Here is an 18,997-nt window from a genome sequence, read left to right as displayed (position 1 = left end):
GTTTCCGTGCAACTGCGCCATCTCCGGTATTTCGTGAAGATCGTCGAGGCGGGCAGTTTCTCCCGCGCGGCGGCGCTCATTCCGGTGGCGCAGCCGGCGCTCAGCCAGCAGATCGCGGCGCTCGAAGAAGAGCTGGGCGTGACGCTATTGCATCGCAGTGCGCGGGGCGCGCGTCCCACGGCCGCCGGCGCCGCGCTGTACACGGAAGCCGCGTCCATCCTGAGCCGCATGGAGCGCATCCCGCAGATCGTGCGCTCGCTGGGCGGCGACATCCAGGGCGTCGTGCGGATCGGCATGTCGTCCACGCTGGCGTCGTTCCTGGCGGGCGAACTGATGGAAAAGTGCCGGGCATCGCTGCCCAAGATCAGCCTGCGCTTCAGCAGCGACGCAAGCGGCCAGCTGGGCGCCCGGATCCGCGACAGTTCGCTCGACCTGGCGCTGGTGTTCGAGGACGAGCCCACCACCGGCTTCGCGCGCCAGCCGCTCTTCCGGCAGCGGCTGTTCGTGGTCAGCCCGCGCAAGCCGGGGCGCCGGCCTTGCGCCATGCGCTTTGAGCAGCTGGCCGGCATGCCGCTCATCCTGCCCGCCCATCCCAACATGACGCGCAACCTGCTGGACCGGCTGTTTTCCGAAGCCGGCATCGTGCCGCAGGTGGTCGCGGAAACCGAGGTCTTCTCGGGCATGCTGTCGGCAGTGCAGGCGGGCATCGGCCACACCATCCTGCCGCTGGGCGACTTCTCGCGCGCGCCCGGGCATGCCCAGGTGTCGGCGGCGATGATCGAGCCGCCCGTCTATCTGACCGCGGCGGTCATCGCCTCCAGCGACGTGCCGCTGGCGCCGCCGGCCGAGGCGGTGCGCACGCTGCTCAGCGAATTCGTCATGCGCCACGTCGCGGATAACGGACTGGCCGGCGCGGAACCGCTGGCGTCCTGACGCGCCGCCAACAGGCCAGGCAGCCATATCGGCGGCCGATACCCGCATATCGACATAGTATTTTTCCTGCCGCCGACGCCGGCGCAAAGTGCACTCCCAGGCAGCAACCGCAATGTCCGCGGCCTGCAAACAGGAGAGTGACGATGGCAAAGCTGGTTTATCGCGTGGTGTCCGCGTGCGGCGCGCTGGGATATGGATTTCCCCGTGAATCGCTGCAGAAGGCGCTGGAAGGGCGTATCGATGCCGTGATCTCGGATGCGGGGTCGATGGACGCCGGCCCGTATTACCTGGGCACGGGCACCGAATACTTCGAACGCGAGGCCGTGAAGGCGGACTTTCGCCACATGGTCGAGGCGGGCGAACGCATCGACGGACCGGTCATTCTGGGCAGCTGCGGTATGGCCGGCGGCAACCGCAACCTGGACTGGATGATCGACGTCGCCAAGGAAGTCTTTGACGAGCTGGGCGTGAAGGACCGCACCGTGGCCGTCATCCGGTCCGAGCTGGATCCGGCCAGCGTGATCCGGGAATTCCGGGCGGGCGCGCTGCGGCCCACGGGCGCGGGCCCCGAGCTGGACGCCGCGGCGCTGGAAGAGAGCACCATCGTGGGACAGATGGGCGTGCATCCCCTCATCACGGCATTGGACAGCGGCGCGAAGTATGTGCTGGCCGGCCGGTCGTGCGACATTGCGCTGTTCGCGTCCGACATGGTCCGCCGCGGCATCGACCCGGGGCTGGCCTATCACGTCGGCCACGTGCTGGAATGCGGCGCGCTAGCCTGCGACCCGGGCTCGCCGTCGGATTGCCTGGTCGCGGAAATCTACGACGACGGCACCGCGCTTTTCGTGGCGCCGGATCCGGGACGGCGCTGCACGCCGTATTCGATTGCCGCGCATTCGCTCTACGAGGAAAGCCATCCGCAGCTCCAGTTCTATCCCGAGGGGATCCTGGCGATGGAGCACACCGAATTCTTCGCGCGCGATGCGCGCACCGCCGGCATCCGCAACAGCCAGTTCGTGCGGGCAGGCAAACCCTGGCCGTGGAGCATCAAGCTGGAAGGCGCGCGCCGGCTGGGCAAGCGCAAGGTGTCGCTGGTCCACCTGGATCCCGCGGATCTGCCGCGCGTGCCCGCCGACGTGCTGGTCTACGGCCGCAACGGGGTGCAGACCGTGCCGCTGCGCGAGGGCGAAGCGGAGCTGGGCCTGATCGTGGAAACCTGCGCGGCCACGCCGCAGGCGGCCGAAACGCTGGCCAGCCTGCTGACCCACTACCTGATCCACTACGGCTATGCCGGCCGCAAGGCCACCGCGGGCAACATCGCCTATCCGCTGTCGCCCAACCTGGTGAGCTTTCAGCGCGAGGACGGCCAGTATGGCGCGGTGGTTCCCAGCGGCACGCGCGATCCGGTGTTCCAGGCCAACTACCCGATGATCAAGGACGCCGTGCTCAAGCTGGTGCAGGCAGAGTTTGCGGACGCATTGCGCGCCGCAACGTGGAAGATCCACGAAGCCGACGCCAGCCGGCCGGTGGCGCTGGTTCGCACCATTGACCGCGATCCCGCGCAGCTTGCCCAGCGGCATCAGGCCGACCTGAAACGCCTGTTGTCGCTGGCCCCCGCCCGTGACGGCTCGCGCCTGAACATGGACGCGGGCGACGCCTACGAATGGACGCTCTATCACCTGTTGCAGAACGAGGACATCATCAAGAACCGCATGTTCCCGATCACGTACTTCCGCATCAACGGCGCGGCGTGGACGGAAAGCGGATCCGACCGGCCGCGGTACGCGGACATCGGCATCACGGGCTACGAGGGCAACCTGGACGATCGCACGCTGTCCCTGATCGCCGACGTGCCGCCTGCAGGAACGCCGCAGCGCGAGCAGCCGCTGCTGGACATGGCCGTGGTGGTGCGCAGCAAGGACGCCGGCATCAACCGGCTGACGTTCGACATCGTGTTCAATTCCGCCGCCGACTACGAGGCCGCGCTGCGCTCGAACGTGTTCTGCGCGGCCAACGTGGCGCGTGTGCTGGGCGTGGCGCCTGAGCGCGTGGTGGGCACGTTCTTCGTGGACAGCTGCAATGCCATCAAGCTGACGATCGACCGCCCGAACATTTCGGCCTCGCCTGACGAGCGCGACGTGTTCGGGGCGCAGCAGCAGGCCGTCATCGAGCGCCTGTCGATACCGCATTACGCAGAGCGCCTGGCGATGGCCTCGGCGTTGTAGCGCGCATCGCCCGGCCCGCCGCTCGCCCCAGGCCAGGGCGGACGGCGGGCTTGCCGTTTTCAAGGCGTCCCCGGTTTCATGCCAGAATGGCACGCTGTTCAACCGCCATCGAACCCCGAGAAGAATCAGATGAGACCTGGAATTCCCGCACTACGGTTGCTGTCCCTGGCTGGCTTGTTCGCGTTGTCCGCGCCTGCGCTGGCCATCGATTGCAAGAAGGCCGCCACCGGCGTCGAGAAGCTGATCTGCGCCGACCGCGGCGCGGTATCCGCCGACGCGGAATTGAACCGCAGCTACAGCGCACTGTTGAAATCCGCGCCCGATGCCGAGATCCGCACGATGCTGGTCGAGGGCCAGAAGCGTTGGCTGGCGGCGCGCGACAACGCACTTGAAAGATTGATCGAGTCGCCCGACCTGCTGTCCGACGGCAAGACCCCCGCACAGGCGGCGCGCAGCCTGATTCTCGCGCGCAGCGCCCAGCTTAAGGAAAAGGCCAAGGGGTCCGACACCCCGGCCCTTATCGCGCGGGCGCTGGAACAGCGCAAGTTCCGGGCGCAGTTCACCGGCGGCCCGTTTGCCGGCTTCGCGTCGTCGTGCGACGTGCTGCCGCCCGACTACAACAACTACGCCTGCTTTGCCACCCGCCATTACCAAAACAAGGACCGCGTCTGCACGATCGACGAGTACTGGGCGTCCGGCGGCGTCTACACGAAGCGCTACGTGGCCAACGTCGAGAACGGCAGGCCCAAGGTCATCGCGTCGTGCTCGTTCAGCAGCGCCGACGAGGCGTGCAGCGACGGCAATGGCAAGACCCAGTGGAACCGGTCGCCGGCAAAGCCCGATTTCGCTTATGCCGACAAGCCGCTGCCAAAGATCGACGGCGAGATCTTCGATACCGACGACTACGAATGGGCGCACGCCTGCCTGGCCAGTCCGGCATATCCCGACGGAAAGTAGCGCGCGCTGACGCCCGCGGCGGCGCGGACGGCAGACGAAAGTGTCAGACTGTAATTCGCGCGCCGCGCTCGCAAGATTTGGAAACGGTATGGCCGGCGCGCTGGCCATTTCGTCCACAGCACGGACGTAGAATGCCGCTTTTCTTTCCGGCCAGCGGCTGACAGGAACCAATCATGAAAAAAACCCTCCTTCTTGCATCCGTTTGCGCCGCGCTGCTGTCTGCCTGCGCGCCTGCGACCTCTCCCCGTGAAGGATCGTCCGCCATGCCTGATTCCGCCGCCACGTCAGCCGCCACCCAAGCCGGCCTCACCGCCTACCACTGGCGCCTGACCGCCGCCACCGACCCCGCGGGCAAGGCCATCGCGGCACTGCAAAAGGGGGTCGAGCATCAGGTGCGGCTGACCTTCAAGGACGACGGCGTGAACATCCGCGGCGGGTGCAACGCGCAGTTCGGCGGGTACACGTACAAGAATGGCGTGCTGACCATCGCGAACCTGGCCTCGACGATGAAGGCGTGCGAGCAGAGCCTGATGCAGCTCGATGCGGAAATCGCCCAGCGGCTCAAAGGGCCATTGCGCGTGACGCAGTCGGGCGACAAGGCTGAGCCCGCGTTGGAACTGGCCGCGCAGGACGGCAGCGTCCTGACGTTCATCGGCGAACCGACGCCCGAAACCCTGTACGGCAGCACGGGCCAGATCATGTTCCTGGAAGTGGCGGCCAAGCGTGCCGAGTGCAGCCATCCGATGATTCCGCACTACCAGTGCCTGATGGTGCGCGAACGTAAATTCAACGAGGCGGGCATCGCCTTGCCCGCGCCGGACAAATGGCAGCCGCTGTATCAGTCGATCGAGGGATTCGAGCACCAGGATGGCGTGCGCACCGTGCTGCGCGTCAAGCGCTACGACTGGAAGAATCCGCCCGCCGATGCGCCGTCCAAGGTCTATGTGCTGGACATGGTGGTCGAGCAGGATGCGTCGGGCAAGGCAGCGAAGCGATAGCTGCCAGCGCCGGGTCACCAGGTGATGTAGAACATCGCCTTGGCCAGCACCACAATGGCGACCATGTGACAGAACACGCTGGTGTGCAGCCGGCCTTGCAGCGCGCCGGTGAGCTTGCGCCGGCGTGCCAGTACCAACGCCGTCACGACGTGAACCAGCACGCTGACGGCCAGCAGGATCTTCACGGTCAGCAGCAGCCCGAACGATGAGGCCAGCGGCGCGGCAAGCGCGCCGCGATGCTGCCAGGCGAGCCCCAATCCCGCCAGGTAAAGCACCAGCACCGACCAGGGCACCACCGAACGCACCCGGGGCCCAAGCTGGCTGCCCAGCGCCTTGCGCACGTCCGGCGGCAGGCGTTGGTGCACCGGTTCCAGGAAGAGCACCTCGAAAGCGACGGTGCCGACGAACAGGAAGGCGGCAAGCAGGTGCAGGATGAGCAGCACGGGATAGAGCGTCATGGCGGTATTCTCCGCCGCCGGATGGCGGCGGGAAATGACAAACATCAAGGGGGCAGGCCCCGTCTGACACCGTACCAGGCAAGCAGCCCGATCAAAAAGCCGGGATCTCAGCTCACTTGCCCGCGGGCTGCAGCGTCAACGTATCCGAGCGCTGGCTGTCCACCTTGGCGCGGCTGAACGCCATGGGGAAGTACTCCCCGGTCGCCCAGCCCTTGAGCAGATCCTGGTAGTGCGGGCTGCGCGGATCCGCCGATTGGCCCGGCACGTTCTGCACGCGCGAGTTGTCCCAGTCGGCCACGTCGATCACCTGGCGGTACGATGCGCCGCTGGTCTGGCGGAAGTCGCTCTTGCGGAACGTCGCGCGGTGCACGGTGTCGTTGTCGCCGCCGACCGGATAGCGCGGCGTGGCCCAAGCCTTGGCCGTGTCGGGCGGCAAGAGGCTGGCCAGGCTGTGATCGAACTGGATGTGGTGCAGCTTGCCCCACTGCCACTGTGTCGAATCCGGCCCCATCTTGGCGGTGAGCTTCGTCAGGCCGTCGGCCAGCGCCTGCAGCAGCAGGGCGTCGCGGCCCTGTTCAGGCCGGGGGCCGAAAGCGGTGTCGGGCGTGGCCAGCTTTTCCAGTGTCCGCCGGGTGGAAAGGTCGCCGAACGCCGCGCGTCCGTTAGCCGGCACGTACAGGTCGGTCACGCGCTTGACGACTTCGGGCAGCCAGAACGCGTACACGGTCGCCGCCCGGGAGTCGGTCTCCATGCGGTAATCCCAGTCCTTCAAGAGGCTCAGCGCCGCGCCGACGTTCGGGTCCGCCGAGTTCAACGACTTGGCGTAACCGCCCAGCGTGCGGGCGGGGATCGACAGGTTGTCGAACTGCAAGTCCTGGGATTGCTGCACGGTCAGGCCCCGGCCGTCGGCCACCACCTCCCGGATGCGCTGCACGCGGAAGGGTTCGGCCCACGTGCGCGCCGACATGTCCTTGTACGGGTAGTTGGCGGGCAGGTTGTACTCATTGGCCGTGGCGACATAGCCTTCGGGCGGATTGAAGACGCGCGGCAGGGAACTGCCGGGCAGCACGCCCCGCCATTCGAAGTCGCCGTTGCCGGGCACAGGCAGCATGCCGGACCAGTCATTGCGCGGACGGATCGGCGCGATGCTGCCGCCGAACCAGCCGATGTTGCCGTCCACGTCGGCGTACACCATGTTCTCGCTGGGCGTGTAGTGCTTTTCCATGCCCGCCACGAACTCGTTCCAGTTCTGCGCCTGGTTCAGGCGAAGGCTGGCCAGGTAGGCCGCCGTCCCCGGAAATTCCAGGTAGGCGGCGCGCAGGGCGTAGGCCTTGCGCCGCACCGGGTCTTCATGGATGACCGGCCCGTGGCGCGTGAATTTCAGGCTGCGCGTTGCAGGCGAGGCGCCGCGCACGGCAATGGTCTCGTCGATCTGGCGCATCTTTTCCCAGCCGCCCTGGTAGCGGTATTCGCTGGGGTTGGCGGGGTTGGTGTCGTAGACGTAGAGGTCTTCCTCGTCGCCGAAGGCGAAGATGGTCAGGCCGAATGCGATGCGGTCGTTGTGTCCCATCGAGACGCCGGGCAACGCCGGTTCGCCCGCGCCGATCACGTTCCAGCCCGGGGCATTCAGGTGAACCATGTAGCGCAGCGACGGCATGGTGATGGACCGGTGCGGGTCGCCCGCCAGAATGGGCTTGCCGGTCGCGGTGCGCTCGCCGCTCAGCGTCCAGTTGTTGCTTTCATAGCGCGGCGCCAGCGGGTCGAAGGCCGGATCCAGCGAGGCAAGCCGGCCCTCGGACAAGGCGCTGGCCAGCTTGGCCCGTTCGTCGGCGGCGAGCGGGCTGCGCGGGAAGTCGCCCGCCTCGAACTTCTGACCGTCGCGCGCCAGCCGGTAGGTGGCGAGCACGGACTTGTTGATCTGGCGCACGTCCAGACCGGCGGGCACCTGCAACGCCAGGGGCGGCTCGAAGGTGGTCAGCCCCTGCACGGCATTCAGCCCCAGTGCGGCGATCTGCTCGGACATCCGCACTTCCTCGCTGACGTTGCGCGTCAGCCCGTAGATGCGGATCAGCGAAGTCTCCGGGCTCCAGTAGCCGGGCTCGGTGCCGGTCAGCTTGAACTCCGGCGGCATCTGGTCGGGATTGGCCTTGACCCAGTTCACGTAGGCGTTGATGCCATTGGCGAACGCCGTCAGGATGGCCTGGCCGTCGGGGTGGTAGCTGGCGAATTCCGCCTGCATGTCGCCCCGGTAGCGGAAAAGCCGCGCCGCGCGGTCCTGCTCGATGAAGCGCGGGCCGAACTGTTCGGCCATCTTGCCTTCGCCCTGGCGGCGCCACAGGTCCAGCTGCCAGAGGCGGTCGCGCGCCGCGGAAAAGCCCTGGGCAAAGAACAGGTCGGCCTGATTCTTGGCGTAGATGTGGGACACGCCGTGCTTGTCCCTGACGATTTCCACGGGCTGCGACAGCCCCGCCATGGCGATCGTTTCCTTCTTGCCGCCTGGCGAGGCGCAGCCCGCCAGCACTGCGATCAGGCCGCTTGCCAGCAATGCGGCGGCCCTGCGCTTGAACGTACGCATAGACTTCTCCTCCGGGTTATTGATCTTTTCTATGCCGGCGGTACGCAAGACGCAGGCAGCCGCGCCAAACGCAACACCATGCAACGGCTAGAACTAAAGCAGAAGCGCGGGGAGAAGTGTTTTATTTGATTAATTCTGGCAGGACTTGTAACGCCTTGGTGCAAGCCGTTCGCCGGGGACGCGCTGCCGGCCGGCCGCCCGGCCTGGACGTGCGCGATGTGATGACATTTTTCGTCACGACATCGGGGGTGGCCCAACCCGCAGAGTCGGGCCACGCGCCGCGGCAATCACCACCGTCGCTGCGAACCCGTCTGGCTGGCGGGCGGTTGGGCCATGTCGCCGCCGCGCACCGAGCTGACGTATTTCTGGTAGTCGGTGATATAGGTCGGGCTGTTGATGTTGGGGGTTTCTTCGCCGGCCCATTGGGCTTCGACGCCTGACTCCTTCCACGCCGCCAGATCGCGTTCGACCTCAGCGCGGGTAGGGGTGTAGTTGGACGGCGGCGCGGCCGTGGCGGGGGCGGAGGCCGCAGGTTGCGCACCGGCAGGGCCGGACAGCAGGGCAAAAGCCGCCAGCGCGGCCGGAACGAGGGCGCGTAAGGGAAGTAGGGGCTTCATGTGGGAACTCCTGGTGACGAACAGGGGCGCCGGACCGCGGCTCGGGCTCTCTCGCGCAAAGGCTTTTGGATGAGGCCGGCGCAGGCCGGGGGAAGGCATCCGGCGGACACGTGGCCGCCCGGTGCTCATGCCTTCGTGCTCATCGTAGGACCGCATGGGTGCAGACCACATACTCAAGATTGAGTACGCCGCGTCGTCCTTGCGCTACAGCAGCGAGGCCAGACGGACCAGTTCCGATTGCCGGCTGCATTCCATCTTGGTCAGCAGCGACGCCACCTGTTTGCGCACTGTCAGGACGGAGGCATGACGCAGGGTGGCAACCTCCTCGACGCTATGGCCTGCCGCCAATCCCGCCAGTACCGCGGCCTCGGCATGCGTGATGGAGAACACCGATTGCAGCTTGGTGACGTCCGGCATTGCAAAGGCGCTCTTCTTGCGCATGCGCATCAGCAGCATCCGGCCGCCGATGAGGCTGAGCGCAGGCGGCGCCGCGCTGATATCGACCCAGAAGAGTTCCCCCCACCCCGACGCGGTGGCCATCGACCGCATCTGGCCGTCGCGCGCCACCGCCGCGCAGTGCGCGTCGAACAGCCGCTGCACCTTGGCGTCGGCGTGGCGCAGCCTGCGGCCATGCAGGGTCCAGCCATTGACGTCGTCCAGGAACCCCACCGCCAACGGCGACAGCTTGTCGACGATGCAATCCACGCTGATGAGCAGCACCGCTTCGTGGACTTCTGAAAATGCGCTTTCCAGCGACTTCCAGCCGATGGCGCGATTGCGCTCGCGCTGCGACAGTTGATGACGCAGCACGCGAAAGTACCGGCCAAAGTCGCCGGATTGCAGCCGGTCGCCGGCCTTTGCATCCACGGACGAACGCTGAAAGCCGATCGCCGCGTGCAGGACGGTGTTCGATTCGATGATGAGCGACAGCAGTTGCGCCATGCGATGCCGGACCATGAAGTCCGCATAGAACTCGGTGCGGTGCAACTGGGCGGCGTCGTACATCCGCGCGGTGTCCAGCCACGTGCCGGCCGGGGCATGGCGCCCGTCCTGCTCAAGGATGTCGCAGCTGTAGAAATGCGCTTGGTAGTCCGACGCGCACGCGTCGGAGAAACCGATGGCGGACAGCGTCAACAGCTTGTTCCTGGCGTCGAACACGATGAGCGTTCCGCTGTCGGCCCCGATCAGATCGCGGGCCGTGCCCAGGATGTCCCGCCACGGCGGCTCGGGATCGGTCAGATGGTCCACGGCCTCGACGGCGCGGCGCAAGGCGATTCGATGATCGGGCATGGCGTGCCTCCAACTCTGGTTCAGACGTAAACGCTGCTACGTGTCACAGATGGTTGTAGGTGGCGCCGGCTGGCAAGTGGGCGGCGCACCGCTGCTGCGGATCAAAGCGGCGGGCGCGCCGCGCATTTCAGGTTGGCAACGGCGGTGGGCCCAGCGCCGATTATCGTCGCAAACTTGCGCGCAAGGCGCATTTTGCCGCGCATTTTCACGCGGCAAATGCGGCGTTGATGCGGCGATACCGGGCTAATTCAACCGCCTTGCGCGAACGCGCCCATGCCGTGTCGTCTAGCCTTCCAGCAGCCGCAGCAGCCGCGCCTTGTGCGGGCCGTCGGCCTTGCGCGCCAACGCGGCAAGTTTCTTGTCCGACCCGAAGAGCCGTTCGCGCACCGGGGCCCGCGTGCCGGCCAGCCGGGCGATGCGTTCGCGCACGGCCTCGCGCAGCACGGGCGCCAGCGACGTGTGCACCGCGTCGGGGCTGAGCGGCCCGTTGCGCCCTTCGGCATGCAGGCCGTCCTGGTCGTCGGGCTCCCAACTGGGCATGACGTCGAACACGATGCGCGAGGGCTCGTACTCCAGCAGGAGCTCGCTGTGGATGCCAACCTGCAGCGGCGTGCGGGCCACGATGGCATCGACGTCGTCCCGTGCTTGCAGCGTGTCGAACCAGCGGTGGATGGCGGCCAGCGTTTCGTCCTGGATCGCTTGGGCGGTCTTGTGATGCAGGCCAATGGGGCGGGATACGTCGGACATCCTGAGGCGTGAAGATTGCGGCAATTGCGGCGAATGCTACACGATGCGGCGCCGCGCCCGTCTCAATGCCGGGACGCGAAATCTCCGATGGCGGCCGCGGGCGACAGCGCGAACGAGGCCTTCATGTCGCGCACTTCCTCGATGGGCGTGCGGCCGAAGAAGCGCTTGAATTCGCGGCTGAACTGCGAGGCGCTCTCGTAACCCACGCGCGCCGAGGCCGACGCCGCCGTCAGGCCGTCGCGGATCATCATGAGCCGCGCGTGATGCAGGCGCGTGGACTTGATGTACTGGATCGGCGAGGTCTGCGTGACCGCCTTGAAATTGACGTGAAAGGCCGGCACGCTCATGCCGGCTTCCTGCGCCAGGTGCGTCACGTCCAGCGGCTGGGAAAAGTCCGTATGAATGCGCCGCAGCGCCCGGGCGACGCGGCCGAAGCGGCCCGGGTGCGCCAGCGCGGCGCGCAGGGCGTCGCCTTGCGCGCCGGTGAGGACGCGAAAGCAGATCTCGCGCACGAGCGCCGGGCCCAGGATCTCGGCATCGAGCGGGTTGCTCAGCGCGCGCAGCAGGCGCACGGTGGCGTCCGCCAGTTCCATCGACAACGGGGTGGAAGCAATGCCCAGCGGCGCGTCGCCGGATTGGCCGTCGCCCGAGCGCCCACCGGCAAGCGCGTCGATCGCCACCACCAGGTCCGCCACGGTGGTCAGGTCCATCCGGATGGACACGGCCAGCAAGGGTTCTTCGCGGCTGGCCTGCGTTTCGGTGGAAAAGGGCAGGGGAACGGACAGCACCAGATAGTGCTGCGCGTCGTACACGTAGACCTCATCGCCCAGGAAGCCGAGCTTGCGGCCCTGGCAGACGATGACGATGCCGGGTTCGTACAGGACCGGCGTGCGGCCGAGCGGACGGTCCGAGCGCATGAAGCGCACCCCGTCCAGCGCGGACAGGCTGTAGCCCTCGTTGGGCGCCAGGCGTTCGATGAGGGCAATCATTTCGCGCGACTGCGGACTGGACGGCAGCGTCATGGGGGGCATCCCGTGTTTCGGTTCCGGTGCGGCACATTCTACCGGCGTCTTCCCGGCGGGAACATGGCGGGCGATAGAAATAGGCAAGGGTGCGATAGACGCGGGTATTCGCGCGCGGCAGCCGGGTCCGTAGCATTTCAGTCACGGAAAACAACCTGGAGAACGACCATGACTTCGATGCACGAACGGCAATCCAAAGTAGTGCTGATCACCGGCGCCAGCAGCGGGATCGGCGAGGCGGCGGCTCGGTTGCTGGCCGCCCAAGGCCACCGCGTGTATGTGGGCGCGCGGCGCACGGACCGGCTGGAAACGCTGGTGCAAGAGATTCGGGCAAAGGGCGGCACGGCGGCGTTTCGCGCGCTGGACGTCACATCCGCCGAAGACATGCAGGCCTTCGTGCGCGGTGCAGAGGCAGCTTTCGGGCAAGTGGACGTGATCGTCAACAACGCGGGCGTCATGCCGCTGTCGCCCTTGTCCTCGCTGAAGGTGGACGAGTGGGACCGCATGATCGACGTGAACATCCGCGGCGTGCTGCACGGCATCGCCGCGGTGCTGCCGGGCATGGAACGCCAGGGGCACGGCCAGGTGATCAACGTGTCTTCCATCGGCGGCCTGAGCGTGTCGCCGACGGCGGCTGTGTACTGCGCGACCAAATTCGCGGTGCGCGCGATTTCGGACGGCCTGCGCCAGGAGACCAGCAAGATCCGCGTGACGGTGGTCTGCCCCGGCGTCGTCGAATCCGAACTGGCCGACACCATCACCGACGACACCGCGCGCGTGGCGATGCAGTCGTTCCGCCGCGTCGCGCTGCATCCGGACGCCATCGCCCGCGCCATTGCCTACGCCATCGAACAACCGGATGACGTGGACGTCAGCGAAGTGGTGGTGCGCCCGACGGCCAGCCCGCATTGAACCAACCATAAGGAATCCCATCATGACGACAACGATTTTCGCAGCGCAACCCTTTGCCGGCCAGACGGCCATCGTGACCGGAGCCGCCAGCGGCATCGGCCTGGCCACGCTGGAACTCCTGCATGCGCAGGGCGCGCGCGTCGTGGCGGTGGATCGGGACGAGGCCGTGCGCGCGCTGGCCCGGCCCGGCGTCGAACCGCTGGCGGCCGACATCGCGAAGGAAGACAGCGCCGTGCAGGCCGTGGCGGCGGCCATCGACCGCTTCGGCCGGCTGGACATTCTGGTGAACAACGCCGGCATCATCATCAACAAGCCGGTGATCGACATGACGCTGGACGACTGGAACGGCATCCTGGCCGTGAACGCCACGGGCGCCTTCCTGTTTTCCCGCGAGGCCATGCGCGTGATGGCGCCGGCCGGACGCGGCGCCATCGTCAACGTCGGATCCTACGCGTGCTATCAGGCGTTTCCGACGATCGCGGCCTACGCGGCGTCCAAGGGGGCGCTGGCGCAGTTGACCCGCGCGCTGTCGCTGGAAGCCATCGACCATGGCATCCGCGTGAACGCCGTGGGATCGGGCGACGTGGTCACCAACATCACCAACCATATTCACGCCGACGGGCCGAAGTTCCTGGCCGAGCATGGCCGCAACGCGCCAATCCGGCGAGCCGCCGAGCCGCGCGAGATCGCGGAGGTGATTGCATTCCTGGCCTCGGAGAAGGCGAGCTACATCGTGGGCGCGGTGGTGATGGCCGACGGCGGCATGAGCGTCGCCCTGCGCTAGACCGGCTGCCGGCGCGGCATCAGCGCGGCGGAAAGATCGCCGCGCGCCACAGGTCCAGGAAGTGGCGTTTCTTGAGCGGGTCCAGGTACACCAGCAGGCCGACGCCCAAGGCGACAGGCCGCACGCCGGCCGCGGGCACGATCGACGCGCTGACCGGGCGCATGCCGGATTCCCGGGCCAGCGCGTCCTGGCCGCGCGCCGACAGCAGGTAGTCCAGGAACAGCGCGCCCAGGTCGCTGCGTGGCGCCTGGCGCGGAATGATGGCCGAGCGCGACAGCATCAGCGTGTAGTCCTGCGGGTAGATGATCGCAAGCGGCGCGCCGTTGTCGATGCGGTGCCGCGTATAGGATTCCAGCAGGTTGTAGGCCAGCGTGACCTCGCCGCTTTCCAGCTTGTCCAGCGCATGTTCGGTGGACTCGTGGATGGACACGCCATTGCGGCCAAAGGCGGCGAGCAGGGCGCCGGCCATGCTGTCGAGCCGCGTGTCCTGCGTGGCCGCCAGATAGCCGATGCCGCTGCCCTGCACGTCGTAGGTGGAGATGCGGCCGGCCAGCGGCTGGTCGGGCGCCTGCAGCAGCGACAGCAGTTCGCGGCGGGTGTGCGGCACGCGCGCGGCGTCAAGCTTTTGCGTGTTGTAGACCATGACGATGGGGTCGGTGCCGATGCTGAAGACCTCGTCGCGCCAGTTGGCCCAGCCGGGCAGGGCGCGCGTCTGCGGCGATAGGTGCACGCGGGCGTAGCCGTCGTTGACCAGCTTGGTCTGCAGGTCCATCGCGCTGCTGATGACGATGTCGGGCCCGGACGGAACGCCGGGCGACCTCGCCGCGCGGTCCACGGTCTCGCGGTAGAGCTCCTGCGTGGACAGCTCGGTGTACTCCAGCCGCACGGAGGGGTTGAGCCGGCTGAAGTCTTCCAGCACGCCGCGAAACACCTGCACGCTGTTGGACGCATGCACGACCAGCACGTTGCTGCTGTCGGCGGGGCCCAGGGTCAGGCCGCTGCTGCTGACTTCGGCGGCGTGGCCGATCGCGGCCAGCGTCAGCGCGGCGCTTGCGGCCAGGCCGCGCAGGAAGGTCAGGGCGTCACGCATGACCGGGGCCTCCAGGCAATGTGATGACGGCGTCCAGCCCGCCGCCCACGCGGTTGCTCAGGCTGAGCGTGCCGCCGTGGATGTCGACGACGCGCTTGATGATCGACAGGCCCAGGCCCGCGCCGGGCGCGCGCGGATTGGGACCGCGCGCAAAGCGTTCGAAGGCGGTGTTGGCCAGCGCCGGCGGGATGCCCGGCCCCTGATCGGACACCGTGATGCGCCAGCCGCCGTCATGCCGTTCCAGGCGAACGTCGATGTAGCCGTCCTCGTTGGCGCCGTGGCGCAAGGCGTTGTCGATCAGATTCTTGAACGCTTCGCGCAGCATCAGGCTGTCGCCCTGCACGCGGGGCGTTTCGTCGCCAGGGGACGGCAGGTGCAGCCGGACGTCGGGCTGGGGATCGGCCTGCGGAACCGTGTCGTAGACGGCCTGGCTCAGCAGCTCGGCCACGTCGACCGGCTGGAACTGCCTGACGTTGCTGCGATGGATGACGCTGGCGTCGCTGAGCAGCTGGTTGACCAGCCGCGACAGTTTTTCGGCGTTGCGCAGCACGGCCGCGAGGCTGCGCCGCTGCTCCATCGGGTCGTCCTCGTCCAGCGCGACTTCCATCTGCGCATGCAGCGCGGCCAGCGGCGTGCGCAGCTGGTGCGCGGCCTCGGCAATGAACAGGCGCAGCGTGTCCAGGTTTTCCGACAGCCGCGCCATGAAGCCGTCCAGCGACTGGACCAGCATGTCCAGCTCTTCAGGCACCGGCGCCGCAATGGGATGCAGGTCCGACGCCGAGCGGCCAGCCAGCTCGCGCTCGACCCGCTGGATCGGCGAGAGCGACCGCTGCAATCCCCAATAGGCCAGCGCCAGCGCGGCGGCGGTAAAGCCGATCAGCGCCAGCGTGCCTTGCCACAGAATGCGTTCGGCCAGCGCGTTGCGCGCCTCGCGTGTCTGGGCGACCTGGATGATCGCGGTTTCGGTCTCTTGCGGGCCCGCCACCTTGCGTTCCATCCACGCGACGCGCACCGGTTCGCCTTGGTATTCGGCCGCGTAAAGCTGCGGCGTGCTGGCGTCGGCGTTGCCGCGCGCGGGCGGCGCGGGCAGGTCGCCGTAACCGGAAATCAGCGCGCCGCGCGCCGAGGCCACCCGGTAGAACACGCGATCGCGCGGCGCCTGCTCCAGTAGGGCAAGCGCCGCGTAGGGCATGTCCATCTGCCACTCGCCCTGCACGAGCTGCAGGCTGTCGGACATGGACAGCACGGACGCGCGCAGCAATTGATCGTAGGTGGTGTCGGCGGTCTGGTGCGCGTAGCCGCGCAGCAGCAGGTAGATCGCAGCCAGCCCGGCCGCGAACAGCATCCCCAGCACGGTCAGCAGCCGGCGGCGGACGGAAATGCGGCGAGGCTGCTCGGGGCGCGGCCAGATCATGGTGGCGCGGGACCGCTACGGTGACGGCGGGGTAGGGGGCTCGTCCTGCGCGCCGCCGGCGGCCGTCAGCAGGTAGCCGGTGCCGCGTTGCGTTTCGATGCGCAGCGGCGAGCCTTCCAGCTTGCGGCGCAGCCGCGCGATGTAGACCTCGATGGCGTTGGGCGCGGCGTCGTCATCGAAGGCGAACAGCTTGTTCGCGATTTCCGATTTGCTGACGGCGCGGTTCATGCCGGCCAGCAGGATTTCCAGCAGGCTGAATTCGCGCTTGGGCAGCTCGATGCGCCGGCCCGCCAGCGTCACCTGCCGCGCGGCGCTGTCGATGACCAGGTCGCCGAATCGCAGGACGCCCGTGGCTTGCGGACTGGGGCGGCGCAGCAGCGCGCGGCAGCGGGCTTCCAGTTCGCGGAAATCGAAGGGCTTGGCAAGGTAGTCGTCCGCGCCGGTATCCAGGGCGTGGACGCGGTCCTCGATGTCGATGCGCGCGGTCAGCGCAAGCACGGGCGTCTTGCTGCCGCGGTCGCGCAGCCGGTGCAGGATGTCAAAGCCCGACATTCGAGGTAGGCCGATGTCCAGGATGACCAGATCGAAGGTCTCGTACTGCAGGACGCCATCGGCGCTCAGGCCGTCATTCTGGCTGTCGACCGCGTGGCCAAGACGGCGCAGCCGGCGCACGAGTGCGTCGGAAAGATCCTCGTCGTCTTCGATTACCAGAATGCGCATGGCGCGATTGTCGCATAGCAAAAAACGACAGGTTCCAGACAGCTTTTCTTCCTAGTCTTGCGATCCTGCTTCCCCCCGCCGGAGGCAGCACATAACAACGACTAGCTGGAGATAACCCTCATGCTTCTGACCCTGCTTGGCTTCGGCATGGTGATCACGTTCATGACGCTGATCATGACCAAGCGCCTTTCGCCGCTGGTCGCCCTCATCCTTGTCCCCATTATCTTTGCGCTGCTGGGCGGCTTTGGCGGCGGCATCGACAAGATGATGCTGGACGGCATCCGCAAAATCGCGCCGACCGGCGTGATGCTGATGTTCGCCATCCTGTACTTCGGCGTGATGATCGACGCGGGCCTGTTCGACCCCATCGTCGGCCGCATCCTGCGCGCGGTGAAGGGCGATCCGCTCAAGATCGTGGTGGGCACGACCGTGCTGGCGCTGGTGATCTCGCTGGACGGGGACGGGTCGACCACCTACATGATCGTGGTGGCGTCGATGTTGCCGCTGTACCGGCGCCTGAAGATGAACGCGCTGTCCATGACCTGCCTGGCGATGCTGGCCAGCGGCGTCATGAACCTGACGCCGTGGGGCGGCCCGACCGCGCGGGCGGCCAGCGCCCTGCATGTGGACGCGGGCGACATCTTCGTGCCGCTGGTGCCGGTGATGGGCGTGGCGATCGTGGCTATCCTGATCCTGGCGTTCTTCCTGGGCCTGCGCGAGCGCCGCCGCCTCGGTGTGCTGTCGCTGCCCGATGGCGCGTCCCTGCACGCCGGGTACGACGAGGACGGCCCCAAGAACCTGCCCGAGATCGAAGTGGATCACGACCTGCGCCGTCCGAAGCTGCTGTGGGTGAACGCGGGCCTGACGCTGGCGCTGATGGTGAGCCTGGTGCTGGGCGTGCTGCCGCTACCCGTGCTGTTCATGATTGCGTTCGCGGTTGCGCTCATCATCAACTACCCGAACCTGGCCGAGCAGCGCCGCCGCGTGGCGCAGCATGCCGGCAACGTGCTGTCGGTGGTGTCGCTGATCTTCGCGGCGGGCATCTTCACCGGCATCCTGTCGGGCACCGGCATGGTCGAAGCCATGTCGCGCAGCCTGCTCGCCGTGATTCCCGACGCGCTGGGACCGTACCTGGCGGGCATCACCGCGCTGGTCAGCCTGCCGTTCACGTTCTTCATGTCCAACGATGCCTTCTACTTCGGCGTGCTGCCCATCCTGAGCGAAGCGGCGCAGGGCTACGGCATCTCGCCCGTGGAAATGGCGCGCGCCTCCCTGATCGGCCAGCCCGTCCATCTGCTCAGCCCGCTCGTGCCGTCGACCTACCTGCTCGTCGGCCTGGCCGGGGTGGAATTCGGCGATCACCAGCGCTATTCGCTGAAGTGGGCCACGATGGTCTGCCTGGTGATGCTGGCGGCCGCGCTGGCGTTCGGCCTGTTTCCGCTGGTCGGCGCCGCCGCCTGATTCCCGCGGCGCCTGCCGCACGACATTCAAAGGAAGCACCATGGCTTTGCGCATTGCGTACGTCACCAGCGGCATGGGCCATACCGGCACCGCGATCTGCCAGGCGCTGCACCGCGCCGGCCATCGCGTGGTGGCCGGCTGCGGTCCGCGCTCATCCCGCAAGGACCACTGGCTGAAGGAACAGAAGTCGCTGGGTTACGACTTCATCGCCTCGGAAGGCGACGCCACCGACTGGGCCTCGACCGAGGCCGCGTTCGCCAAGGTCCGCCGCGAGGTCGGCGAGATCGATGTGCTGGTCAACAACGCCGGGTCCATGCTGGACATGCGCTTTCGGCAGATGGGCCACGCCGACTGGTCGGCCGTCCTGCGCAGCAATCTGGACACGCTCTTTAACAGCACCAAGCAGGTCGTCGACAGCATGGCGGACCGAGGCTGGGGGCGGATCATCAACATCGGATCGGTGGCGGCCGAAAAAGGCCAGATCGGCCAGATCAACTACGCGACCGCCAAGGGCGCCGTCATCGGCTTCACCCGTTCGCTCGCGCAGGAAGTCGCGGCGCGCGGCGTGACGGTGAACCTGGTGTCGCCGGGTTTCATCGCCGACGACACCGTCCGCGCCTTCCCGCCCGCGCTGCTGGACCGCATCGTCGAAAGCGTGCCGGTCGGCAGGTTGGGCACCGCGCAGGATCTGGCCGGGCTGTGCGCGTGGCTGGCCTCGGACGAGGCGGCGTTCGTCACCGGCGCCAACTACGCCATCAATGGCGGCGTGTACATGAGCTGATGCCCGGCCCCGC

The 18,997-nt window shown here is 67.4% G+C and carries 17 protein-coding genes; 8 read left to right on the top strand and 9 right to left on the bottom strand.

Translation table 11 applies throughout. From position 1 onward, the window contains the following. The first annotated feature begins 6 nt into the window (after positions 1-6). From KVT32_RS04665 to KVT32_RS04650, 4 genes are all read left to right on the top strand, one after another. A complete protein-coding gene (locus KVT32_RS04665) occupies positions 7-933 on the top strand; it encodes a LysR substrate-binding domain-containing protein (protein ID WP_217617759.1) in 927 nt (308 codons plus the stop codon). A 143-nt stretch (positions 934-1,076) separates the two neighbouring features. After that, positions 1,077-3,158, top strand: a complete 2,082-nt coding sequence (locus KVT32_RS04660) for a DUF4387 family protein (RefSeq protein ID WP_217617758.1) — start codon at positions 1,077-1,079, stop codon at positions 3,156-3,158. 129 nt (positions 3,159-3,287) lie between these two features. Continuing rightward, positions 3,288-4,115 (top strand): lysozyme inhibitor LprI family protein, encoded by an 828-nt coding sequence (locus KVT32_RS04655; protein ID WP_217617757.1) that lies wholly within the window; start codon positions 3,288-3,290, stop codon positions 4,113-4,115. Positions 4,116-4,378: 263 nt separating this feature from the next. Beyond that, on the top strand, positions 4,379-5,113 hold the full coding sequence (locus KVT32_RS04650) for an META and DUF4377 domain-containing protein (RefSeq protein WP_217617756.1): 735 nt from the start codon (positions 4,379-4,381) through the stop codon (positions 5,111-5,113). Between the two features lie 14 nt (positions 5,114-5,127). Here KVT32_RS04650 and KVT32_RS04645 read toward each other — a convergent pair whose 3' ends face one another. From KVT32_RS04645 to KVT32_RS04620, 6 genes are all read right to left on the bottom strand, one after another. Further along, complete coding sequence (locus KVT32_RS04645; RefSeq protein ID WP_175156776.1) at positions 5,128-5,571, bottom strand: CopD family copper resistance protein; 444 nt, start codon at positions 5,569-5,571, stop codon at positions 5,128-5,130. A gap of 112 nt (positions 5,572-5,683) precedes the next feature. Continuing rightward, positions 5,684-8,146 carry a penicillin acylase family protein gene (locus tag KVT32_RS04640; protein ID WP_152383638.1) on the bottom strand — a complete coding sequence of 821 codons (2,463 nt, stop codon included), beginning with the start codon at positions 8,144-8,146 and terminating at the stop codon, positions 5,684-5,686. 287 nt (positions 8,147-8,433) lie between these two features. Further along, entirely contained in the window at positions 8,434-8,763 is a 330-nt protein-coding gene (locus tag KVT32_RS04635; RefSeq protein ID WP_175156774.1) for a DUF4148 domain-containing protein, read from the bottom strand. Between the two features lie 204 nt (positions 8,764-8,967). After that, a complete protein-coding gene (locus KVT32_RS04630; protein ID WP_152383640.1) occupies positions 8,968-10,053 on the bottom strand; it encodes a LuxR C-terminal-related transcriptional regulator in 1,086 nt (361 codons plus the stop codon). Between the two features lie 285 nt (positions 10,054-10,338). Further along, positions 10,339-10,800 carry a DUF6138 family protein gene (locus tag KVT32_RS04625; protein WP_217617755.1) on the bottom strand — a complete coding sequence of 154 codons (462 nt, stop codon included), beginning with the start codon at positions 10,798-10,800 and terminating at the stop codon, positions 10,339-10,341. 62 nt (positions 10,801-10,862) lie between these two features. Beyond that, positions 10,863-11,822 (bottom strand): AraC family transcriptional regulator, encoded by a 960-nt coding sequence (locus KVT32_RS04620; RefSeq protein WP_217617754.1) that lies wholly within the window; start codon positions 11,820-11,822, stop codon positions 10,863-10,865. Between the two features lie 177 nt (positions 11,823-11,999). Between KVT32_RS04620 and KVT32_RS04615 the strand changes: the two genes are divergently transcribed. Then, positions 12,000-12,734: an SDR family oxidoreductase gene (locus KVT32_RS04615; RefSeq protein WP_217617794.1), complete on the top strand. Its 735-nt coding sequence runs from the start codon at positions 12,000-12,002 to the stop codon at positions 12,732-12,734. A 22-nt stretch (positions 12,735-12,756) separates the two neighbouring features. After that, a complete protein-coding gene (locus KVT32_RS04610) occupies positions 12,757-13,518 on the top strand; it encodes an SDR family NAD(P)-dependent oxidoreductase (protein WP_217617753.1) in 762 nt (253 codons plus the stop codon). A gap of 19 nt (positions 13,519-13,537) precedes the next feature. On the opposite strand, the gene KVT32_RS04605 is transcribed toward KVT32_RS04610, so the two are convergent. Genes KVT32_RS04605 through KVT32_RS04595 form a run of 3 tightly spaced genes read right to left on the bottom strand, consistent with a single transcriptional unit; the run spans position 13,538 to position 16,742 of the window. Continuing rightward, positions 13,538-14,608 (bottom strand): ABC transporter substrate-binding protein, encoded by a 1,071-nt coding sequence (locus KVT32_RS04605; protein WP_152383644.1) that lies wholly within the window; start codon positions 14,606-14,608, stop codon positions 13,538-13,540. After that, positions 14,601-16,022 (bottom strand): sensor histidine kinase, encoded by a 1,422-nt coding sequence (locus KVT32_RS04600; RefSeq protein ID WP_217617752.1) that lies wholly within the window; start codon positions 16,020-16,022, stop codon positions 14,601-14,603. The genes KVT32_RS04605 and KVT32_RS04600 overlap by 8 nt, the downstream gene beginning before the upstream one ends. 15 nt (positions 16,023-16,037) lie before the next feature. After that, positions 16,038-16,742, bottom strand: a complete 705-nt coding sequence (locus KVT32_RS04595; protein WP_056321624.1) for a response regulator transcription factor — start codon at positions 16,740-16,742, stop codon at positions 16,038-16,040. Positions 16,743-16,862: 120 nt separating this feature from the next. On the opposite strand from KVT32_RS04595, the gene KVT32_RS04590 reads away from it, so the two are divergent. Beyond that, positions 16,863-18,203, top strand: coding sequence for a CitMHS family transporter (locus KVT32_RS04590; protein ID WP_056321627.1), 1,341 nt, complete (start codon positions 16,863-16,865; stop codon positions 18,201-18,203). Positions 18,204-18,243: 40 nt separating this feature from the next. Continuing rightward, a complete protein-coding gene (locus KVT32_RS04585) occupies positions 18,244-18,984 on the top strand; it encodes an SDR family oxidoreductase (protein ID WP_056321629.1) in 741 nt (246 codons plus the stop codon). Positions 18,985-18,997: the final 13 nt, after the last annotated feature.

This window comes from Achromobacter sp. GbtcB20 (genome assembly GCF_019091095.1).
GTDB lineage: Bacteria > Pseudomonadota > Gammaproteobacteria > Burkholderiales > Burkholderiaceae_B > Achromobacter > Achromobacter mucicolens.
The sequence above is the reverse complement of the archived record's forward strand: the minus strand, read 5'-3'. Positions and strand labels throughout refer to the sequence as shown.

Bases quoted from the DNA above. Each gene is read 5' to 3' on its own strand.
- KVT32_RS04645 (WP_175156776.1), bottom strand. From the start codon at position 5,571: ATGACGCTCTATCCCGTGCTGCTCATCCTGCACCTGCTTGCCGCCTTC.
- KVT32_RS04630 (WP_152383640.1), bottom strand. From the start codon at position 10,053: ATGCCCGATCATCGAATCGCCTTGCGCCGCGCCGTCGAGGCCGTGGAC.
- KVT32_RS04640 (WP_152383638.1), bottom strand. From the start codon at position 8,146: ATGCGTACGTTCAAGCGCAGGGCCGCCGCATTGCTGGCAAGCGGCCTG.
- KVT32_RS04610 (WP_217617753.1), top strand. From the start codon at position 12,757: ATGACGACAACGATTTTCGCAGCGCAACCCTTTGCCGGCCAGACGGCC.
- KVT32_RS04595 (WP_056321624.1), bottom strand. From the start codon at position 16,742: ATGCGCATTCTGGTAATCGAAGACGACGAGGATCTTTCCGACGCACTC.
- KVT32_RS04625 (WP_217617755.1), bottom strand. From the start codon at position 10,800: ATGTCCGACGTATCCCGCCCCATTGGCCTGCATCACAAGACCGCCCAA.
- KVT32_RS04590 (WP_056321627.1), top strand. From the start codon at position 16,863: ATGCTTCTGACCCTGCTTGGCTTCGGCATGGTGATCACGTTCATGACG.
- KVT32_RS04620 (WP_217617754.1), bottom strand. From the start codon at position 11,822: ATGACGCTGCCGTCCAGTCCGCAGTCGCGCGAAATGATTGCCCTCATC.
- KVT32_RS04660 (WP_217617758.1), top strand. From the start codon at position 1,077: ATGGCAAAGCTGGTTTATCGCGTGGTGTCCGCGTGCGGCGCGCTGGGA.
- KVT32_RS04650 (WP_217617756.1), top strand. From the start codon at position 4,379: ATGCCTGATTCCGCCGCCACGTCAGCCGCCACCCAAGCCGGCCTCACC.
- KVT32_RS04600 (WP_217617752.1), bottom strand. From the start codon at position 16,022: ATGATCTGGCCGCGCCCCGAGCAGCCTCGCCGCATTTCCGTCCGCCGC.
- KVT32_RS04605 (WP_152383644.1), bottom strand. From the start codon at position 14,608: ATGCGTGACGCCCTGACCTTCCTGCGCGGCCTGGCCGCAAGCGCCGCG.
- KVT32_RS04585 (WP_056321629.1), top strand. From the start codon at position 18,244: ATGGCTTTGCGCATTGCGTACGTCACCAGCGGCATGGGCCATACCGGC.
- KVT32_RS04615 (WP_217617794.1), top strand. From the start codon at position 12,000: ATGCACGAACGGCAATCCAAAGTAGTGCTGATCACCGGCGCCAGCAGC.
- KVT32_RS04655 (WP_217617757.1), top strand. From the start codon at position 3,288: ATGAGACCTGGAATTCCCGCACTACGGTTGCTGTCCCTGGCTGGCTTG.
- KVT32_RS04635 (WP_175156774.1), bottom strand. From the start codon at position 8,763: ATGAAGCCCCTACTTCCCTTACGCGCCCTCGTTCCGGCCGCGCTGGCG.